The organism is Microbacterium sp. NPDC058021, assembly GCF_042885955.1.
Classification (GTDB): domain Bacteria; phylum Actinomycetota; class Actinomycetes; order Actinomycetales; family Microbacteriaceae; genus Microbacterium.
Genome location: NZ_JBHVRF010000002.1, coordinates 415,672 through 432,302, shown reverse-complemented (window position 1 = coordinate 432,302; position 16,631 = coordinate 415,672). Strand labels below are relative to the sequence as shown.

Here is a 16,631-nt window from a genome sequence, read left to right as displayed (position 1 = left end):
TCGGGTGAGTGAAGCACCGCCGCCCGACGATGCGGATGCCTCCCGCGCTGCCCGTCGGGCGACGCGGGAGGGTCTGGGAGTAGCACTGGCGACGAGCGCGTACGGCGTGTCCTTCGGCGCGCTGGCGGTGGCGTCGGGGCTCGACGTCTGGCAGGCGTGCGTGCTGAGCCTCGTGATGTTCACGGGCGGCTCGCAGTTCGCCTTCACGGGGGTGATCGCCGCCGGCGGCCTCGCCGCCGCGCCCGCCGCGATCGCGTCGGCGACCCTGCTCGGGGTGCGCAACGTCGCCTACGGCATCCGGATGGCGCCCGTCATCGGGGGGAGCATCTGGCGGCGTGCGGCCGCCGCGCAGTTCACGATCGACGAATCCACCGCCGTGTCGCTCGCCCAGCCCACCCCGCGCGCCCGCACCCTGGGCTTCTGGGTGACGGGGATCGGCATCTATGTCGGGTGGAACATCTCCACCCTCCTCGGGGCGCTGCTGGGCGATCTGCTGGGCGACCCGAAGGCGTACGGACTGGATGCCGCCGCGGCCGCCGCCTTCCTCGCGCTGCTGTGGCCGCGCCTGCGACAGCGGCAGGCGATCGTGGTGGGGGTCGCCGCCGCGGTGGTGGCCGCGGTGCTGACCCCCGCGCTCATGCCGGGGCTGCCCGTACTCATCGCGGCGGTCGTGGCGGTCGTGGTGGGCGTGTTCAACTGGTTCGCCTCACCGGGCCCCGCGGCCGGCTTCGCGGAGCCCGACGACGTGCCCGAGCGGGAGGGCCTGCCGTGACCCTGTGGAACGCGGTGCTGCTGGCATCCATCATCTGCGTCGCACTGAAGGCGGTCGGCTACCTCATCCCGCCGAAGGTGCTCGAAGCCCCTCGCCCCGCCAGGGTCGCCGACCTGCTGACCGTGGCGCTGCTGGCCGCTCTGGTCGCCGTACAGGCGCTCGGGGTCGGCCAGGCGATCGTCATCGACGCCCGCCTGCCCGCCCTCGCCGTGGCGGCGGGACTGCTGCTCGCGCGGGCGCCCTTCCTCGTGGTGGTCGCCGCCGCCGCGGCCACCGCGGCACTGCTGCGGCTGTGGGGATGGGCGGCGTGAGCGGCCGCCTAGACTGAACGGGTGGGAACGAGCTGGGCACGCGTGCTGACGTGGATCATCGCCCTCGTGGTGGGGCTCGTCTACGGTGTCGCCGGTACGGTCGCACACGCGTACATGCTCGGCTGGCTGCCGCTGGGCCTCATCCTCTCGATCGTCGGCGTCGGCGCGCTGCTGGTGGCGGTGCGTCTGCTCACGGGTGACCGGTGGGCGACGCTCGCGGCGGGGCTGGGCACGATGACGGCGACGCTCGTGTTCTCCGGCGCCGGTCCCGGCGGCTCGATCATCGTGCCGGCGCCCGCGGAGGGGCAGTTCTCGGTCGGCATCATCTGGACGATCGCGGTGCCGCTGCTGGTCGCGCTCGTCGTGGCCTGGCCGGACACGTCGCACCAGCCGATGGCGCGGAGGTCGCCTAGACTGGGGGAGTGACGTATGTGATCGCCCTCCCGTGCGTCGATGTCAAGGACCGAGCCTGCATCGACGAGTGCCCTGTGGACTGCATCTACGAGGGCGAGAGGTCGCTGTACATCCACCCCGATGAATGCGTGGACTGCGGCGCCTGCGAGCCGGTCTGCCCCGTCGAGGCGATCTACTACGAAGACGACCTCCCGGCCGAGTGGGCGGACTACTACACCGCCAACGTCGAGTTCTTCCAGGACATCGGCTCGCCCGGTGGTGCGGCCAAGACCGGTGTGATCAAGCACGACCATCCGATCATCGCCGCTCTCCCTCCGCAGGCCTGAGGTGGGAGTCGCCGACCTCGCGGACTACCCGTGGGATGCCGTCGCCCCGTATGCGGCGACGGCGCGCGCACATCCCGGCGGCATCGTCGACCTGTCGATCGGTTCGCCGGTCGACCCGACGCCGGCCGTCGTCGCGGCGGCGCTGGCGGATGCCACCGACGCGCACGCGTACCCGCAGACGGCGGGCACACCGCGGCTGCGTGAAGAGATCGTCGCCTGGTTCGCCCGTCGGCGCCACGTGCCCGGACTCACCGTCGACAACGTCCTCCCCACGATCGGCTCCAAGGAGCTCGTCGCCCTCCTTCCGCTGCTGCTGGGCCTCGGCCCCGGGGACACCGTCGTGCATCCCCGCGCGGCCTACCCGACCTACGAGGTGGGCGCGCGGCTGGTGGGGGCCACCCCGGTGGCCGCCGACGATCCGTCCCAGTGGCCGGAAGGCACCCGGCTGATCTGGCTGAACTCGCCCGGCAACCCCGACGGCCGCGTGCTCGACCACGAGCAGCTGCGCGCCGCGGTCGCCCGTGCCCGGCAACTCGGCGCGGTCATCGCCGGCGACGAATGCTATGCCGAACTCGGCTGGGACGGCCGCTGGGCCGACGAGCCGGTGCCGAGCATCCTCGACCCCCGGGTGACCCAGGGCGACCTGTCGGGTGTGCTGTCGGTCTACTCGCTCAGCAAGCAGTCCAACCTGGCGGGCTACCGCGCGGCGTTCCTCGCCGGCGACCGGGACCTCGTGGCGCGCCTGCTGACGGCGCGCAAGCACCTCGGCCTCATGCTGCCCGCTCCCGTGCAGGCCGCCGCGGCGGCCGCCCTCGCCGACGACGCGCACGTCGCGGCGCAGAAGGAGCTCTACCGCCGGCGCCGCGAAACGCTGCGCCCCGCCGTCGAGGCCGCCGGCTTCCGCATCGACGGCAGCGAAGGTGGCCTGTACCTGTGGGCCACCGAGGGCAGGGATGCCTGGGAGAGCCTGGGTTCGCTCGCCGAGCGCGGCATCCTGGCCGGCCCCGGCCACTTCTACGGCACCCACTTCCCGCAGCACGTGCGGTTCTCCCTCACCGCGACCGACGAGCGCATCGCGGAGGCCGCGCGACGCCTGACGGGCTCGTAGGTATCCTCCACCGGAATCCACGATCCTTTGGCGGGGATCGGAGTAGGCTGCCCCGCCCGTTAGGCTGTATTCACCGACGATCCATAGCGCAAGGAGGCTTCGTGAGCGACGCGAGCACCCAGCCCACCGCCCCCCAGCCCGTTGCCACGGTCACCATCGGGGAGCGCACCGCAGAGCTTCCCATCCTGACCGGCGCCGACGGCGCCTCGAGTGTCGACCTGTCGACGTTCACGAAACAGACCGGCCACACGACGCTCGACTACGGGTTCGTCAACACCGCCGCCACGAAGTCCGCGATCACCTACATCGACGGCGACGAGGGGATCCTCCGCTACCGCGGGTACCCGATCGAACAGCTCGCGACCAACAGCACCTACCTCGAGGTCGCGTGGCTCCTGCTGTACGGGGAGCTCCCCACCGCCGACGAGCTCGGCGCGTTCGACGAGCGCATCCGCCGGCACACGCTGCTGCACGAGGACCTCAAGCGCTTCTTCTCCTCGCTGCCGCACACCGCGCACCCCATGTCGGTGCTCTCCTCGGCGACGGCTGCGCTGTCGACCTACTACGAGGGCCAGTCCGACCCCAACAACCCCGAGCACGTCGAGCTCAACACCATCCGGCTGCTCGCCAAGCTCCCGGTGATCGCCGCGTACGCGCACAAGAAGAGCGTCGGCCAGGCGTTCCTCTACCCCGACAACTCGCTGAGCTTCGTCGACAACTTCCTGCGCCTGAACTTCGGTGTCATGAGCGAGGACTATGAGATCAACCCCGTCATGTCGCGGGCCCTCGAACGCCTCCTGATCCTCCACGAGGACCACGAGCAGAACGCATCCACCTCCACCGTGCGGCTGGTCGGCTCCACCGGCGCCAACCAGTTCTCGTCGGTCTCGGCGGGGATCAACGCGCTGTACGGCCCGCTGCACGGCGGCGCCAACGAAGCCGTGCTCGACATGCTCGCGCGCATCCGCGACTCCGGCGAGAGCGTGCAGCGCTTCGTCGAGCGGGTCAAGAACAAGGAAGACGGCGTGAAGCTCATGGGCTTCGGGCACCGCGTCTACAAGAACTACGACCCGCGCGCGAAGCTCGTCAAGGAATCCGCCGACGAGGTGCTCACCGAACTCGGCGTGCACGATCCGCTCCTGGACCTCGCGAAGGAGCTCGAGGAGATCGCGCTCAACGACGACTACTTCCGCGAGCGTCGCCTGTACCCGAACGTCGATTTCTACACCGGCGTGATCTACAAGGCGATGGGCTTCCCGACCCGCATGTTCACGGTGCTGTTCGCCATCGGGCGCCTGCCCGGCTGGCTCGCGCACTGGCGTGAGATGCAGAACGACCCGCAGACGAAGATCGGGCGCCCGCAGCAGCTGTACACCGGCTCGCCGCGGCGCGAATACCCCGGAGTCTGATCCGACGCTGAACGGCGCCCGCAGCGCAATGGGGTGACCGGGAGGACATCCCCGAGTACCGTGTGTACGGCTTGACCTGGCCGTACGAGCGGAGGTTGCTATGTGGGAGCAGTCGACGGACCCCTTCGGCAGCCTCTGGCTGTCGGCACTGGTCGCCGCGATCCCCATCGTGGTGTTCCTGGTGTGCCTGGTCGTGTTCAAGCTGCAGGGCATCCTCGCCGCACTGATCGCGCTCGTTGCGCAGATCATCGTGGCGATGTGGCCGTTCGGGATGCCGGTGGACGCGATGGCCGGCGCAGGGCTGATCGGCCTGCTCACCGCGATCTGGCCCATCGCCTACATCATCGTGATGGCGGTGTGGCTGTACCGGCTCGCGGTCATCAGCGGCCGCTTCGACGTCATCCGCTCCTCGATCGGCGGCATCTCGGCCGATCAGCGCATCCAGGTGCTGCTGATCAGCTTCGCGTTCGGCGCCTTCCTCGAGGGCGCCGCCGGGTTCGGCGTGCCGATCGCGATCTGCGCCGCGTTGCTGGTGCAGCTGGGGTTCCGGCCGGTCAAAGCCGCCATGATCTCGCTCGTGGCCAACGCCGCCGCCGGCGCGTACGGCGCCATCGGCATCCCCGTCATCGTCGGAGCGCAGGTCAGCGGCCTCGACGTGATGGTGCTCTCCAAGGCCATGGTGGTGCTCCTGCAGCCGCTGACGCTGCTCATCCCGTTCCTGCTCGTGATGATCCTCGACGGGTGGCGCGGGCTCAAGGAGACCCTCCCGGCGACGATCGTCGTCACGGTCGTGTTCAGCGGCATCCAGGGCGGTCTGCTGTGGTTCCTCGGCCCCGAACTCGCCGACGTGGGCGCCGGCCTCGGGGCGATGGTGGCGCTGTTCGTGCTGGGCCTCGTCTGGCAGCCCAAGCGCACGTTCCGCGAGGACGACGCGCCCGCTCCCGAACCGGCACGCCACACCGTGCGGGAGATCGCGGTGGCGTGGAGCCCGTTCTACATCCTCACCGTCATCGTGCTGATCTGGAGCCTGCCGGCCTTCAAGTCGCTGTTCGCCGCCGACGGCGCGCTCTCGGGCGCGGTGGTCAAGGTGCCGATCCCCGGGCTCACCGGCGAGGTCACGACGGCGGCGGGGTCGGTGGTCACCGCCACGTGGGACTTCACCCCCCTCAACGCGACGGGCACGGCCATCCTGCTGGCGGTGCTGGTCACCTCCTTCACGACTCCGCAGCTGCACGCGAAGGAGCTGTTCGGCGAACTCGCCGCGACCATCCGGGCGCTCTGGCAGGCGCTCGTGCTCATCGCCCTCATCCTGGCGCTGGCGAACATCGCCAACTACGCCGGGGGTTCCACGTCGATGGGCAACGCCCTGGCCGCGATGGGCGTGCTGGTGCCGCTGCTGGCACCGGTGATCGGCTGGATCGGCGTGTTCCTCACCGGCTCCGTCGTCAACAACAACACCCTGTTCGCGCCGCTGCAGGTCGCGACGGCCCAGGGCATCGGCGCCGACCCGGCGCTGCTGGTGGCGGGCAACACCGCCGGCGGCAACACCGCGAAGGTCATCTCGCCACAGTCGATCGCCATCGCGGCGGGCGCGGTGGGGCTCTCCGGCAAGGAGAGCGACATCCTGCGGGCCTCGATCCTCTACAGCCTGGGGATGCTCGTGGTGATCTGCGTGTGGAGCTTCACCCTGTTCGTCGCGTTCTGACGCTCAGGCGTGCAGCGCCTCGTTGAGCGTCACGCCGACGCCCTCGCGGCGGACGGCTTCGACGGCGCCGGTGACGGAGTTGCGGCGGAACAGCAGCCCGTTCTGTCCGGACAGCTCGGCGGCCTTCACGACCGGGCGCGACCCGTCATGGCGCACCGGCTCGGCCGCGAGGGTCACCTTGGTGCCCGCCGTGACGTACAGACCGGCCTCCACGACGCAGTCGTCGCCGAGCGAGATGCCGATGCCGGCGTTGGCGCCCAGGAGCGTCCGCGCGCCGATGGACACACGGTGCGCGCCGCCGCCGGAGAGGGTGCCCATGATCGACGCGCCGCCGCCGATGTCGCTGCCGTCGCCGACGACGACGCCCTGCGAGATGCGTCCCTCGACCATCGAGGCGCCGAGGGTGCCGGCGTTGAAGTTCACGAAGCCCTCGTGCATGACCGTCGTGCCGGGGGAGAGGTAGGCGCCCAGGCGCACGCGCGCGACGTCGGCGATGCGGACGCCTTCGGGGGCGACGTAGTCGGTGAGGCGGGGGAATTTGTCCAGGCTCTGCACCTGGATCCCGTGGCGCTGCAACGACGGACGCAGCTTCGCGGCATCCTCGGGGAGCATGGGCCCGGCGTTGGTCCAGGCGACGATCGGGAGGTGGCCGAAGATGCCGTCCAGGTTCAGGTCGTTCGGGGTCACGAGACGGTGCGACAGCGCGTGCAGGCGCAGGTAGGCGTCGGCGGTGGACGCGGGCGCGGCGTCCAGGTCGATCTCCAGCGAGACGGCCTCGACGGTGACGTTGCGGCGCTCGTCGGCGCCGGTGAGGCCCTCGAAGTCGGCGACCGGGTCGACATCCACGGGGCGGGCGCCGCCGGCGGGGTGCGGGTACCAGGCCTCCAGCACCGTCCCGTCGCCGGCCGTGGTGGTCAGTCCCGTTGCCCAGATCAGTCGTGCGTCGCTCATCCCTCCAGATTATCCGGCCCCGGAGGCTGGCTAGACTCGGGGGATGCCACGGCTCGATCTGACCGCGTCCGCTGCCGATCTCACCCGGGCGATCTGCGACATACCCAGCGTCTCCGACGACGAGACCGCCCTGGCCGACGCGATCTTCGACGCCGTCTCGGCGCTGACGCACCTCGAGGTGCATCGCGACGGTGACACGATCGTCGCCCGCACCCACCTCGGCCGTGCCCAGCGCGTGGCGATCGCCGGGCACATCGACACGGTGCCGATCAACAGCAACCTGCCGACGCGGGAGATCGAGGTCGACGGCGAGCCGCACCTGTGGGGACGGGGCACGGTGGACATGAAGGCCGGCGTCGCGGTGCAGCTCAAGCTCGCGGCGGAACTGGTGGACCCGCGCGTCGACCTCACCTGGCTCTGGTACGACCACGAAGAGGTCGAGGCATCCCGCAGCGGCCTCACCCGCCTCGCGCGGAGCAGACCCGACCTGTTCGCGGCCGACTTCGCGATCCTGGGGGAGCCCTCGGGTGGCGAGGTCGAGGGCGGCTGCAACGGCACCCTCCGCGCCATCGTGCGCACGCACGGAGCGCGCGCCCACAGTGCCCGCTCGTGGATGGGCGAGAACGCCATCCACGCGGCCGCCCCGATTCTGGCCCGGCTGGCCGACTACTGTGCGGCGGAGGTCCCCGTCGAAGGTCTCGTGTACCGAGAGGGGCTCAACGCCGTGAGCATCAGCGGGGGTGTGGCCGGCAACGTGATCCCCGATCTCTGCGAGATCGAGGTGAACTACCGCTTCGCACCGAGCCGCGACGCCGCCGAGGCCGAACGCCACGTGCGCGAGGTGTTCGACGGGTTCGAGGTGGAGATCACCGATCTGGCCGAGGGCGCGCGCCCCGGGCTGGATGCCGCGCTCGCGCAGGAGTTCGTCGCGGCGGTCGGCGCCGTCCCCACGGCCAAGTACGGCTGGACGGACGTCGCCCGCTTCTCGGCGCTGGGCGTGCCGGCGGTCAACTACGGTCCCGGTGACCCGATGCTGGCCCACCACGACCAGGAGCGGGTGCCCCTCGCGCAGATCGAGTCGGTCGAGCGGGGTCTGCGCGCGTGGCTGACCAGCCGCTGACCGCTCGCGTGGTGCGCGGCTGGGCGGCGCTGCCGCTGTCGCTGCGGATCGGTGGGCTGTACCTTCTGGCGCGCCTGGTCACCCACGGCTTGCTGGTGCTGGCTGCGGCGCTCGCCCCGGCCGGCTCGCGTTTCGGTCCGGGAGCGGGGGTGGGGGATCTCCTGGGAGGCTGGGACGCGCAGTGGTACTGGCTCGTCGCGGTCGCCGGGTACCCGACGACGCTGCCGCTCACGCCCGACGGACTCGTCACCGAGAACCAGTGGGCGTTCCTGCCGGTGTACCCGATGCTCGCGAACATCGTCGGCGCCCCCGCGAACTCGTGGGTGGCCGGTGCCGTCGTGGTGTCGCTGGTCGCGGGCTACGGCGCGACGTATGTGCTGTGCCGCATGCTGTCCGAGCGCATCGGAACAAGCGCGGCGCAGTGGGCGGCGGTGATGTTCGCCTGCGCTCCGCTGGCGGCGATCTTCCACGTCGGCTACGCGGAGTCGCTGTTCCTGCTGCTGCTGTTCCTCGCGCTGTGGGCCGTGCAGCGCCGCGCCTATGCGTGGCTGTACCTGCTCATCCCGGTCATGGGATTCACGCGCCCCGGTGTGCTCGCGTTCGCCCTGTTCCTCGCCCTCCACGCGATCGCGCGCTGGGTGTGCCGCCGCACCGACCCGCTCCCGGCGCGTGAGGTCGTGCACATCGTCGCCACGGGACTGCTCGGGGTCGTGGTCGGGTTCTCGTGGGTCGTGATCGCCGGGGTGGTGACCGGGCAGCCGGATGCGTATCTCTCGACCGAGCTGGCCTGGCGGCGCAACTGGCTGCCGGACGCCGAGGGCGGCTTCCTGCCGTTCGAAGGCTTCGTGCAGGCAGCGGCGTTCTGGTTCACGCGCGCGGGGCTCGGTGCCGTCGCCGGTTACATCGCGCTGGCGGCATCCGTCGTGCTGGTTGCGCTGGTGCTCTGGCGCGAGCGCCATGTGCGGCGACTGGGCCTGGACATCCGCCTCTGGTCGGCCAGTTACCTGGTGTACCTGCTGGCGGTGTTCTTCCCGCAGTCGAGCATCATGCGCCTGTTGCTGCCGCTGTCGCCACTGTGGGGAGCGGTGGCGCTACCCCGTTCCCTGGCGTGGCGATGCGGGGTCCTCGCGGCGTGTCTGGCGGGGCAGTGGTGGTGGATTCACGCCATGTATGCGCTCGGAAACACGTTCTGGCGCATTCCATAATTAGTCAAATCGTTTGTCGGATTATCTCCCGTGGTCCGCACACGATAAACTCATAGGCAGATCTTCGACGAAAAGGAGCCCGCAATGGCAGCCATGAAGCCGCGAACCGGTGATGGACCGATGGAGGCCGTGAAGGAGGGGCGCCTGATCATCGTGCGCGTTCCCCTCGAAGGCGGCGGTCGCCTGGTGGTCTCGGTCAATGACGACGAGGCGAAGGAGCTCTACAGCGTCCTCGGAGGCGTCGTCAACGCAGCCTGACAGCCCACACATGACGAAGCGACCGGTCGACATCGACCGGTCGCTTCGTCGTTGCGGTTCAGGACGCGGCGACGGTGGTCAGCTGCAGCAGGCCCTCGCCCGTGATCGACAGCGCCCCCACGACGGCGGGGGAGGACTGCGTCTCCTGGATGAGGGAGCGGTAGGCGCTCGTGATCGGGTCGCGGCGCACCGGATCGGCGACGGCGCCACCGGCGAGCACGCGGGGCACGAGCACCGTGCCGCCGGCGCGCACGAGACGGAGACCGTGCTCGACGTACTCGATGACGCCTTCCGGGTCGGCGTCGATGAGGACGATGTCGTAGGACGCCTCGTTCATGCGGGGGAGCACGTCGGAACCCCGTCCGGAGATGAAACGTGCGCGGGCGGGCGCGACGCCGGCCGAGGCGAACGCCTGCCTGGCCGCTCCGAGGTGCTCCGGCTCGACGTCGATCGTCGTGAGTGTGGCACGCGGCGAGCCGTGCAGGAGCCACAGGCCCGAGACACCGGCGCCGGTCCCGATCTCGACGATGTTGAGCGCCTTGGATGCCGCGGCGATGACCGCGCACTGCGCGCCGACGGGCGCGCTGATGGGGTCGGCACCCAGTTCCATCGCGTGCGCGCGTGCGCGTGCGATGGCGTCGGGTTCGACCGTGACCTCGGCTGCGAACCTGCGGTTCGCGTCGTGCTCGCCCATGGGGACCTCCGCATGCCAGCGTACGCGGGCGCAACGCTTGGAGCAGTCAGGCGCACGGGTAACCTGGACGCATGGTGTTCGGACTCACGTGGGAGAAGCTGCTGCTGATCGCCGTGATCGCCGGCATGCTCATCGGGCCCGAACGACTGCCCCGGTACGCGGAGGCGCTCGCGCGTTTCACCGTGCGGGCGCGCGAGTGGGTGGCAGGGGCCAAGACCCGCGTGCAGGACGAAATGGGCGAGGGCATGGAGGACGTGGACTGGCGCAAGCTCGATCCCCGTCAGTACGACCCGCGCCGCATCATTCGCGAGGCGCTGCTGGATGATGCCCCCACCCCGACGGTGCGGGCCGCGGCTGCCGGTGCCGCCGTGACTGCTGCCTCCGCGCCGGAGCCGGCAGCGCCCCAGAAGCGTCCCGACGGACCGCCGCCTTTCGACGCCGAGGCGACCTGACCCTCAGCGGGCGAACGGGAGCGAGCGGCCGGCGAGACTGCGGCCCTGCGCGAGGATGTCGTCGGCGAGACGCGTGATCGCGACGGCCGCCGCATCGTCGGGCGCCCCCGCCACCACCGGCACGCCGGCGTCGCCGCTGGCTCGCAGCGCGGGGCTGAGCGGCACGGTCGCCAGGAGCGGCACGGGAGCGGCATCCGTCGACAGTGCGGCGGCCACCGCCTCGCCGCCGCCGGAGCCGAACAGATCGAGCGTCGTGCCGTCGGGGAGGGTCATGGCCGCCATGTTCTCGACGACGCCGATGACGCGCTGACCGGTCTGACGGGCCAGCAGGCCGCTGCGGACAGCGACGTCGGATGCCGCCGCCTGCGGGGTCGTGACCACCAGCACATCGGCGTGGGGCAGGAACTGGCCGACCGAGATGGCGACGTCGCCCGTGCCGGGCGGCATGTCCAGCAGCAGCACGTCGAGGTCGCCGAAGAAGACATCGGTGAGGAACTGCTGCACGGTGCGGTGGAGCATGGGTCCGCGCCAGGCCACCGCGCCCCCGCCGGCGGCGTCGCGGGGGAGGAACATGCCGATCGAGATGGCCTTCACCCCGAAGGCGACCGGCGGCAGCATGAGGTCGTCGATGCGGGTGGGCTGCGGCGGCAGACCGTCGGGACCGACCAGGCCCAGGAGCCCGGGGATCGAGAATCCGTGCACGTCGGCGTCGATGACCCCGACCGCAGCGCCCCGTGCCGCGAGCGCCACGGCGAGGTTGGCGGTGAGCGTGGACTTGCCGACGCCGCCCTTGCCGCTGGTGACGGCGATGACGCGCGTGAGCGAATCGGGACCGAACGGCATCTGGCGTGCGGCACGGCTGCCGCGCAGACGCGCGGTGAGGGCGGCACGCTCGGCGGGGGTCATAACCCCCACCGCCACGTCGACGTCGGTGACGCCGGGAACGGACGCGGCGGCGGCGCGCACGTCGGACTCGATGCGCTGCGCGGCCGGGCAGCCGACGATCGTCAGCACGATGCCGACGTGCGCGGTGCCGTCATCGACGGTCACCTCCCGCACCATGTCGAGCTCGCCGATGGGGCGGCGCAGTTCCGGGTCGGTGACGGCCGACACCGCAGCCCGGACCGATTCGTCGATCGCGGTCACCGCGCCGCCCCGCCGTCGTCGCGGGCCGCGTCGTGCGCCTGGTCCCGCTGCTCGTCGTGGCGCTCGAGGGCTCGGGCCAGCTCCTGGCGCAGCACGTCCTTCGTGACGACCTCGCTCGTGACATCGGTCAGCGCCATGCGCAGCGCCACGATCTCGCGGGCGAGGTACTCGGTGTCGGCGAGGTTGCGCTCGGCGCGCTGTCGGTCCTGCTCGATCTGCACGCGGTCGCGGTCATCCTGGCGGTTCTGCGCGAGGAGGATGAGCGGCGCGGCATACGACGCCTGCAGGGAGAGCATGAGAGTGAGGGCGGTGAACCCGTTGGCGGCGGAGTCGAACCGCAGATGCTCCGGCATCATCGTGTTCCAGCTGATCCACGCGATGCAGAACAGGGTGAGCAGCAGCAGGAACATCGGCGTGCCCATGGCGCGGGCGATCCACTCGGTGAACCGGCCGAAGGTGTCGCGCGACGGTTGCGCCGGGCGGGGCGTGAGCATGCCCGCGCGGCCGCGAGGCGCCTCGAGCGACGCCTTGGGTGCGCGGGCCATCAGCGGCGTCCCATTCGCGTCGGCGGCGACGTGCGCGCACTGTCATGCGGCGGCGCATCGTGCGAGCGCCAGTCGTCGGGAAGCAGGTAGTCGAGCACATCGTCGACGCTGACCGCGCCGACCAGGCGGTGGGCCTGGTCGATGACGGGGAGGGAGACCAGGTTGTAGGTGGCGAGGAGCCTGGCCACTTCGGCCGCCGAGGCCGTCGCCGGCACCGGCTCGAGGGTGTCGTCGATGATGGCGCCCAAGCGCTCGTGCGGCGGATAGCGCAGCATCCGCTGGAAATGCACGACGCCCAGGAGCCGCCCTGTCGGGGTCTCGAACGGGGGAAGGGTGATGTAGACGGCGGCAGCCAGGGCGGGGTGCAGCTCGTGGCGACGGATGAGCGCGAGGGCCTCGGCCACGGTGTTCTCCGCCGACAGCACGATGGGCTCGTTGGTCATGAGTCCACCGGCGGTGTCGGGGCCGTATTCCAGGAGGGCGCGGACGTCCTCCGCTTCCTCGGGCTCCATGAGGCCCAGGAGCTGGGCGATCCGGCCCTCGGGCAGCTGGCCGAGCAGGTCGGCGGCGTCGTCGGGCTCCATGTGATCGAGGATGTCGGCGGCGCGCTCGTCGCCGAGGCGCTCGAGGATGTGCATCTGCTCGTCCTCGGGCATCTCCTCCAGTGCGTCGGCGAGCCGGTCGTCGGGGAGCTCCTCGGCCACTTCGAACAGGCGCTCCTCCGGGAGGTCGAGCAGGGTGTTGGCCAGGTCGGCGGGCTTGAGTTCGGAGTAGGTGGCGACCAGCTGCTCGGCGGACTGCGCCTCGCCCGGAGTCTGGTCTTCGCGCACTTCGCTCCACGATGCGAAGGTCGTCGGACCCTTCGCGAACGGGGAGGCGCTGGTCTTCGGGCGGCGGAGGAACAGCTGCGACACATCCCACTCACCGATGCGGTTGCGGTCGATCGCGACGTCTTCGATCACAGCGGTGCCGCTGCCGTCGCGGAGGTAGACCTTGCGTCCGAGCAGTTCCGCCATCACGCGCACCTCACCGCCGCGCTGCTGGAAACGGCGCACGTTGATGAGCCCCGTGGTGATGACCTGGCCGGTCGCGATGGAGGTGACGCGGCCGATCGAGAGGAAGACGTGCCGGCGCCCGGGGATCTCCACGACCAGACCGATCACGCGCGGCGGATCGTCTTTTCGGAAGATGACGACGACGTCCCGTACCTTGCCGAGACGGTCGCCGGCGGGGTCGAAGACCGTGCAGCCGGCCAGCCGCGCGACGAAAACCCTCTGCGTGCTCACGCGTCCAGCGTAGTGCGCGGGCCACCCCGGCGGTCCCGGAGCGCGCCCTGACGGCTCATGCGAAGATGGGGAGATGAGCATGGTGGGTGGGTTCGGTTCGGGGCGCAATGCGGTCGGCGACACCGTGGCGTCGTTCACGAGCTACGAAGCGGCGCAGAAGGCCGTGTCGGCCCTGATCGCCGCGGACGTGCCGGCGCGCGACATCGCGATCGTGGGACTTGACCTGCGCTCCATCGAAAAGGTCACCGGCCGGCTCGGGTATGCCACCGCGGCCCGCCAGGGCGCGATGAACGGTGTGCTGCTCGGCCTGCTGTTCGCCGCGATCTTCGTGCTCGGCACCCCCGACGTCGCGATCCAGCTGTTCGTCGGTGTGCTCTTCGTCGGCATCGCGATCGGCATGCTGATGAGCATCATCACGTACTCCTTCATCCGTCGCCGCCGCGACTACGCCTCGATCACGCAGGTCGTCGCTGCCCGCTACGACCTGACGGTGCTGCCCGAGAGCGTGCACAAGGCACGTCAGGCGCTCGGCCGGGCCGACGCGCCGCCGGCAGCCGTTGTCACGGGCACCCCCGTGCCCGGTACCGCGGTGCCTGGCTCGGGTGTTCCGGGTGCCGGGGCTCCCGGTGCCGTCCCCGCACCTCGCCCGCCACTGGACGATCCGAACGAACCGCCGCGGTACGGCGAGCGCATCGCTCCGCCCACCCCGGGCGGCGCGGCCCCCGGCCCTGCGGCACCCGCAGGCGACCCGGACGAGGACTCGTCCCGCGCATGATCACGGGCCTCACGGTCGCCCTGCCGACGGGGGACGTGACGGTCTCGGCGGACCTGGACGTGCCGGCAGAGCCGTGGGCGGCGATCGGCGTGGCACACGGCGCGGGGGCCGGCTACTCGCATCCGTTCCTCGTGGGCTTCGCCGGTGGCATGCGCGCAGCCGGTGTCGCGACGCTGCGGTTCAACTTCCCGTACGTCGAAGCAGGCCGTCGCATGCCGGGCCCGGCCGCGCACGCCGTGGCGACCTGGCAGGCGGCTGAGACGGCGCTGCGGCAGGCGATGCCCGGTCTGCCGGTGTGGGCTGCCGGCAAGTCCTATGGCGGCCGGATGGCCTCGATGGCGGCCGCGGAAGGCATGATCGCGCCGGCGGGCCTGGTGTACCTGGGCTACCCGCTGCATCCTCCCGGCCGCCCGGACAAGCCGCGCGTCGCGCACCTGCCCGACGTCGTGCCGCCGCAGCTGTTCGTCGAGGGGACGAACGACCCGTTCGTCGACCCGCACGAGCAGCTCGCCGAGGCGGTCGCCTCGTGCCGGGATGCCGCCGTGCACTGGGTCGACGGCGGCAACCACTCGTTCGAGGTGAAGGGCCGCAAGCGCCCCGCCGACGAGATCGGCGAAGGATTGGCGGACGTCGTCGTGGCATGGATGCGGGCGCGTTCCGCCGTGTGAGGCGCCTCTCCGGCTCCCGGCGCACCGATGGCCCGCCGTCCGGCGGTGCCGGACAGGCAGGCGGGTGCCCCGCTTTCTAGAACGGTGGGGGAGCGCCGCTGTGGGCCGTGGCGATGAACTCGAGGGTGCGTTGCGGGGTGTCGGTGTACACCCGCCCGGTCGGGCTGGTCCACACCAGGACTCCGCCGGCATGCTGCACCACCGACCACGCGGTGTTGTGCTTCAGCATGTGATGGCGTTTGCACAGGTGGGCGAGGTTGCAGACCCGGGTGGGGCCGCCGTGCGCGTAGTCGAGGGTGTGGTCGATGTCGCAGTGCCACACCCCGGCGCGGCACCCGGGGAATCGGCAGTGCTCGTCGCGACCGCGCAGGAACCGCCGCTGCTCACGGGTGGGCCGGTAGGTGTCGGTCCCCGTGACAGCGCCGGTCGCGGGGTCGCAGAACAGTCGGTCCCAGGAGGTGGCGTGGGCGGCGTAGTGGCGGGCGGTGTGCGGGTCCAGCGGCCCGTGACCGGTGAAGTTGGCCGGCACGTCTGCGCCGGTGAGGGTGGTGGCGGGCACGGTCACCTGGATGTGCGCGATGATCGCGTGCGTCTCACAGACCGTGCTGTCGGAGGCTGTGGCGGTGGCGTGCCCGGTGAGCAGCAGGTCGCTGAACACGTCGGCGCGGCGCTGGTCCATCGTCCGCGCATCGGTGGTGGCGGCTTCATCCTCGCCGTCCGCATCGACGGCATCCGCTCGGCCCCGGTCGCGCAAAGTGCGGGCGTACTGGGTGAGCCGGTCGAGGATGCCGTGGGCGAGGTGCGCGGGGAGCGCCGCGCCGAGCTCGGCCATGCCGTCTGCGAGGTCGCGCACCCACACCCGGCGGGCTTCTGCCGCCGTCGCGTAGCGCTCGGTCACGGGGATGGGGTCGACCCGCTGTGCGAGCGCGAGGATCGTCGGTCGGGCGCGGCCGACCGTTTCGCGCTCTGCAACAGCCAGCGCGGCCTGTTCGAACATCGCGCGCGCGTCGGGGTCGGTCAGGCGGGCGCCGGCTTCTTCGATGACCCGCAGGTGCCCGTTGTCGATGCGTCCTGCCGCGAGCGCTGCGACCGTCGTGGGGAACCGTTGCATCATCACGGTGGCCTGGTGGATGCGGTTCTGCATGCCCCGGTCCGACCGGCGCAACGCCGCCCCGATCTCAGCCGCCAGCGACCGCAGCGGCAGTTCCCGCTCCCGCTGTGCCGACGCCGGGATCGCCGCGGTCTGGGCCGCGGCGATGTCCCCCGCGCGGCTGAGCAGCGCGAGTTGGCGGGCCTGGATCTCGGCGAGCTGCCGGTCGGTGTGCACCATCTGCGCGACCACATCCGACGCCGACATCACGTCGGTCGGGGTGCTGGTCGGGGAGATGTCCATGCCCTCCAGTCTGCCGACCCCCTCCGACATTGCGATGCGCGGAAAGAGGGGCTCACCAGGGATTGTGGATAACCGACGCTCGCCGAATCCTGT

The 16,631-nt window shown here is 71.2% G+C and carries 19 protein-coding genes; 13 read left to right on the top strand and 6 right to left on the bottom strand.

The features are described from left to right. Nucleotides 1–4 precede the first annotated feature (4 nt). From ACFVR6_RS05610 to ACFVR6_RS05580, 7 genes are all read left to right on the top strand, one after another. Nucleotides 5–772 carry an AzlC family ABC transporter permease gene (locus ACFVR6_RS05610; protein WP_386959618.1) on the top strand — a complete coding sequence of 256 codons (768 nt, stop codon included), beginning with the start codon at nucleotides 5–7 and terminating at the stop codon, nucleotides 770–772. Beyond that, on the top strand, nucleotides 769–1,083 hold the full coding sequence (locus ACFVR6_RS05605) for an AzlD domain-containing protein (RefSeq protein ID WP_386959616.1): 315 nt from the start codon (nucleotides 769–771) through the stop codon (nucleotides 1,081–1,083). Before ACFVR6_RS05610 ends, ACFVR6_RS05605 begins: the two co-directional genes overlap by 4 nt. A gap of 21 nt (nucleotides 1,084–1,104) precedes the next feature. After that, complete coding sequence (locus tag ACFVR6_RS05600) at nucleotides 1,105–1,509, top strand: histidinol dehydrogenase (protein ID WP_386959615.1); 405 nt, start codon at nucleotides 1,105–1,107, stop codon at nucleotides 1,507–1,509. Beyond that, on the top strand, nucleotides 1,506–1,823 hold the full coding sequence (gene fdxA, locus ACFVR6_RS05595; RefSeq protein WP_257516462.1) for a ferredoxin: 318 nt from the start codon (nucleotides 1,506–1,508) through the stop codon (nucleotides 1,821–1,823). Before ACFVR6_RS05600 ends, fdxA begins: the two co-directional genes overlap by 4 nt. Nucleotide 1,824: 1 nt before the next feature. After that, entirely contained in the window at nucleotides 1,825–2,931 is a 1,107-nt protein-coding gene (gene dapC / locus ACFVR6_RS05590; RefSeq protein ID WP_386959612.1) for a succinyldiaminopimelate transaminase, read from the top strand. Nucleotides 2,932–3,032: 101 nt separating this feature from the next. Further along, nucleotides 3,033–4,340, top strand: coding sequence for a citrate synthase (locus ACFVR6_RS05585; RefSeq protein WP_386959610.1), 1,308 nt, complete (start codon nucleotides 3,033–3,035; stop codon nucleotides 4,338–4,340). A 100-nt stretch (nucleotides 4,341–4,440) separates the two neighbouring features. Continuing rightward, nucleotides 4,441–6,045: an L-lactate permease gene (locus ACFVR6_RS05580; protein ID WP_386959608.1), complete on the top strand. Its 1,605-nt coding sequence runs from the start codon at nucleotides 4,441–4,443 to the stop codon at nucleotides 6,043–6,045. Between the two features lie 3 nt (nucleotides 6,046–6,048). Here ACFVR6_RS05580 and dapD read toward each other — a convergent pair whose 3' ends face one another. Further along, nucleotides 6,049–6,996 (bottom strand): 2,3,4,5-tetrahydropyridine-2,6-dicarboxylate N-succinyltransferase, encoded by a 948-nt coding sequence (dapD, locus tag ACFVR6_RS05575; RefSeq protein WP_386959606.1) that lies wholly within the window; start codon nucleotides 6,994–6,996, stop codon nucleotides 6,049–6,051. Between the two features lie 43 nt (nucleotides 6,997–7,039). Here dapD and dapE point away from each other — a divergent pair, with 43 nt between their 5' ends. From dapE to ACFVR6_RS05560, 3 genes are all read left to right on the top strand, one after another. Next, complete coding sequence (gene dapE / locus ACFVR6_RS05570) at nucleotides 7,040–8,116, top strand: succinyl-diaminopimelate desuccinylase (protein WP_386959604.1); 1,077 nt, start codon at nucleotides 7,040–7,042, stop codon at nucleotides 8,114–8,116. Then, nucleotides 8,098–9,321: a hypothetical protein gene (locus ACFVR6_RS05565; RefSeq protein WP_386959603.1), complete on the top strand. Its 1,224-nt coding sequence runs from the start codon at nucleotides 8,098–8,100 to the stop codon at nucleotides 9,319–9,321. Before dapE ends, ACFVR6_RS05565 begins: the two co-directional genes overlap by 19 nt. A gap of 84 nt (nucleotides 9,322–9,405) precedes the next feature. After that, nucleotides 9,406–9,579: a DUF3117 domain-containing protein gene (locus ACFVR6_RS05560; protein ID WP_191717786.1), complete on the top strand. Its 174-nt coding sequence runs from the start codon at nucleotides 9,406–9,408 to the stop codon at nucleotides 9,577–9,579. 58 nt (nucleotides 9,580–9,637) lie between these two features. On the opposite strand, the gene ACFVR6_RS05555 is transcribed toward ACFVR6_RS05560, so the two are convergent. After that, a complete protein-coding gene (locus tag ACFVR6_RS05555) occupies nucleotides 9,638–10,273 on the bottom strand; it encodes an O-methyltransferase (RefSeq protein ID WP_386959600.1) in 636 nt (211 codons plus the stop codon). Between the two features lie 71 nt (nucleotides 10,274–10,344). Here ACFVR6_RS05555 and ACFVR6_RS05550 point away from each other — a divergent pair, with 71 nt between their 5' ends. Beyond that, nucleotides 10,345–10,725, top strand: coding sequence for a Sec-independent protein translocase TatB (locus ACFVR6_RS05550; RefSeq protein WP_386959599.1), 381 nt, complete (start codon nucleotides 10,345–10,347; stop codon nucleotides 10,723–10,725). A gap of 3 nt (nucleotides 10,726–10,728) precedes the next feature. Here ACFVR6_RS05550 and ACFVR6_RS05545 read toward each other — a convergent pair whose 3' ends face one another. From ACFVR6_RS05545 to ACFVR6_RS05535, 3 genes are read right to left on the bottom strand one after another with little or no spacing between them, the layout of a single operon-like run. After that, complete coding sequence (locus tag ACFVR6_RS05545; protein WP_386959597.1) at nucleotides 10,729–11,871, bottom strand: P-loop NTPase; 1,143 nt, start codon at nucleotides 11,869–11,871, stop codon at nucleotides 10,729–10,731. Further along, a complete protein-coding gene (locus tag ACFVR6_RS05540) occupies nucleotides 11,868–12,416 on the bottom strand; it encodes a DUF1003 domain-containing protein (RefSeq protein ID WP_386959595.1) in 549 nt (182 codons plus the stop codon). The genes ACFVR6_RS05545 and ACFVR6_RS05540 overlap by 4 nt, the downstream gene beginning before the upstream one ends. Continuing rightward, on the bottom strand, nucleotides 12,416–13,702 hold the full coding sequence (locus tag ACFVR6_RS05535; protein WP_386959593.1) for a magnesium transporter MgtE N-terminal domain-containing protein: 1,287 nt from the start codon (nucleotides 13,700–13,702) through the stop codon (nucleotides 12,416–12,418). The genes ACFVR6_RS05540 and ACFVR6_RS05535 overlap by 1 nt, the downstream gene beginning before the upstream one ends. A gap of 73 nt (nucleotides 13,703–13,775) precedes the next feature. Here ACFVR6_RS05535 and ACFVR6_RS05530 point away from each other — a divergent pair, with 73 nt between their 5' ends. Together ACFVR6_RS05530 and ACFVR6_RS05525 are read left to right on the top strand one after the other, a co-directional pair. Next, on the top strand, nucleotides 13,776–14,477 hold the full coding sequence (locus ACFVR6_RS05530; RefSeq protein ID WP_386959592.1) for a general stress protein: 702 nt from the start codon (nucleotides 13,776–13,778) through the stop codon (nucleotides 14,475–14,477). Next, the gene (locus ACFVR6_RS05525) at nucleotides 14,474–15,145 is read left to right on the top strand and encodes an alpha/beta hydrolase family protein (protein WP_386959590.1); all 672 of its coding nucleotides are present in this window, start codon (nucleotides 14,474–14,476) and stop codon (nucleotides 15,143–15,145) included. Before ACFVR6_RS05530 ends, ACFVR6_RS05525 begins: the two co-directional genes overlap by 4 nt. A 76-nt stretch (nucleotides 15,146–15,221) precedes the next feature. On the opposite strand, the gene ACFVR6_RS05520 is transcribed toward ACFVR6_RS05525, so the two are convergent. After that, nucleotides 15,222–16,538, bottom strand: coding sequence for an HNH endonuclease signature motif containing protein (locus ACFVR6_RS05520; protein ID WP_386959588.1), 1,317 nt, complete (start codon nucleotides 16,536–16,538; stop codon nucleotides 15,222–15,224). Between the last annotated feature and the right edge of the window lie 93 nt (nucleotides 16,539–16,631).

Bases quoted from the DNA above. Each gene is read 5' to 3' on its own strand.
- ACFVR6_RS05555 (WP_386959600.1), bottom strand. From the start codon at position 10,273: ATGGGCGAGCACGACGCGAACCGCAGGTTCGCAGCCGAGGTCACGGTC.
- ACFVR6_RS05540 (WP_386959595.1), bottom strand. From the start codon at position 12,416: ATGGCCCGCGCACCCAAGGCGTCGCTCGAGGCGCCTCGCGGCCGCGCG.
- ACFVR6_RS05560 (WP_191717786.1), top strand. From the start codon at position 9,406: ATGGCAGCCATGAAGCCGCGAACCGGTGATGGACCGATGGAGGCCGTG.
- dapD (WP_386959606.1), bottom strand. From the start codon at position 6,996: ATGAGCGACGCACGACTGATCTGGGCAACGGGACTGACCACCACGGCC.
- ACFVR6_RS05550 (WP_386959599.1), top strand. From the start codon at position 10,345: ATGGTGTTCGGACTCACGTGGGAGAAGCTGCTGCTGATCGCCGTGATC.
- ACFVR6_RS05580 (WP_386959608.1), top strand. From the start codon at position 4,441: ATGTGGGAGCAGTCGACGGACCCCTTCGGCAGCCTCTGGCTGTCGGCA.
- dapE (WP_386959604.1), top strand. From the start codon at position 7,040: ATGCCACGGCTCGATCTGACCGCGTCCGCTGCCGATCTCACCCGGGCG.
- ACFVR6_RS05525 (WP_386959590.1), top strand. From the start codon at position 14,474: ATGATCACGGGCCTCACGGTCGCCCTGCCGACGGGGGACGTGACGGTC.
- ACFVR6_RS05530 (WP_386959592.1), top strand. From the start codon at position 13,776: ATGAGCATGGTGGGTGGGTTCGGTTCGGGGCGCAATGCGGTCGGCGAC.
- ACFVR6_RS05520 (WP_386959588.1), bottom strand. From the start codon at position 16,538: ATGGACATCTCCCCGACCAGCACCCCGACCGACGTGATGTCGGCGTCG.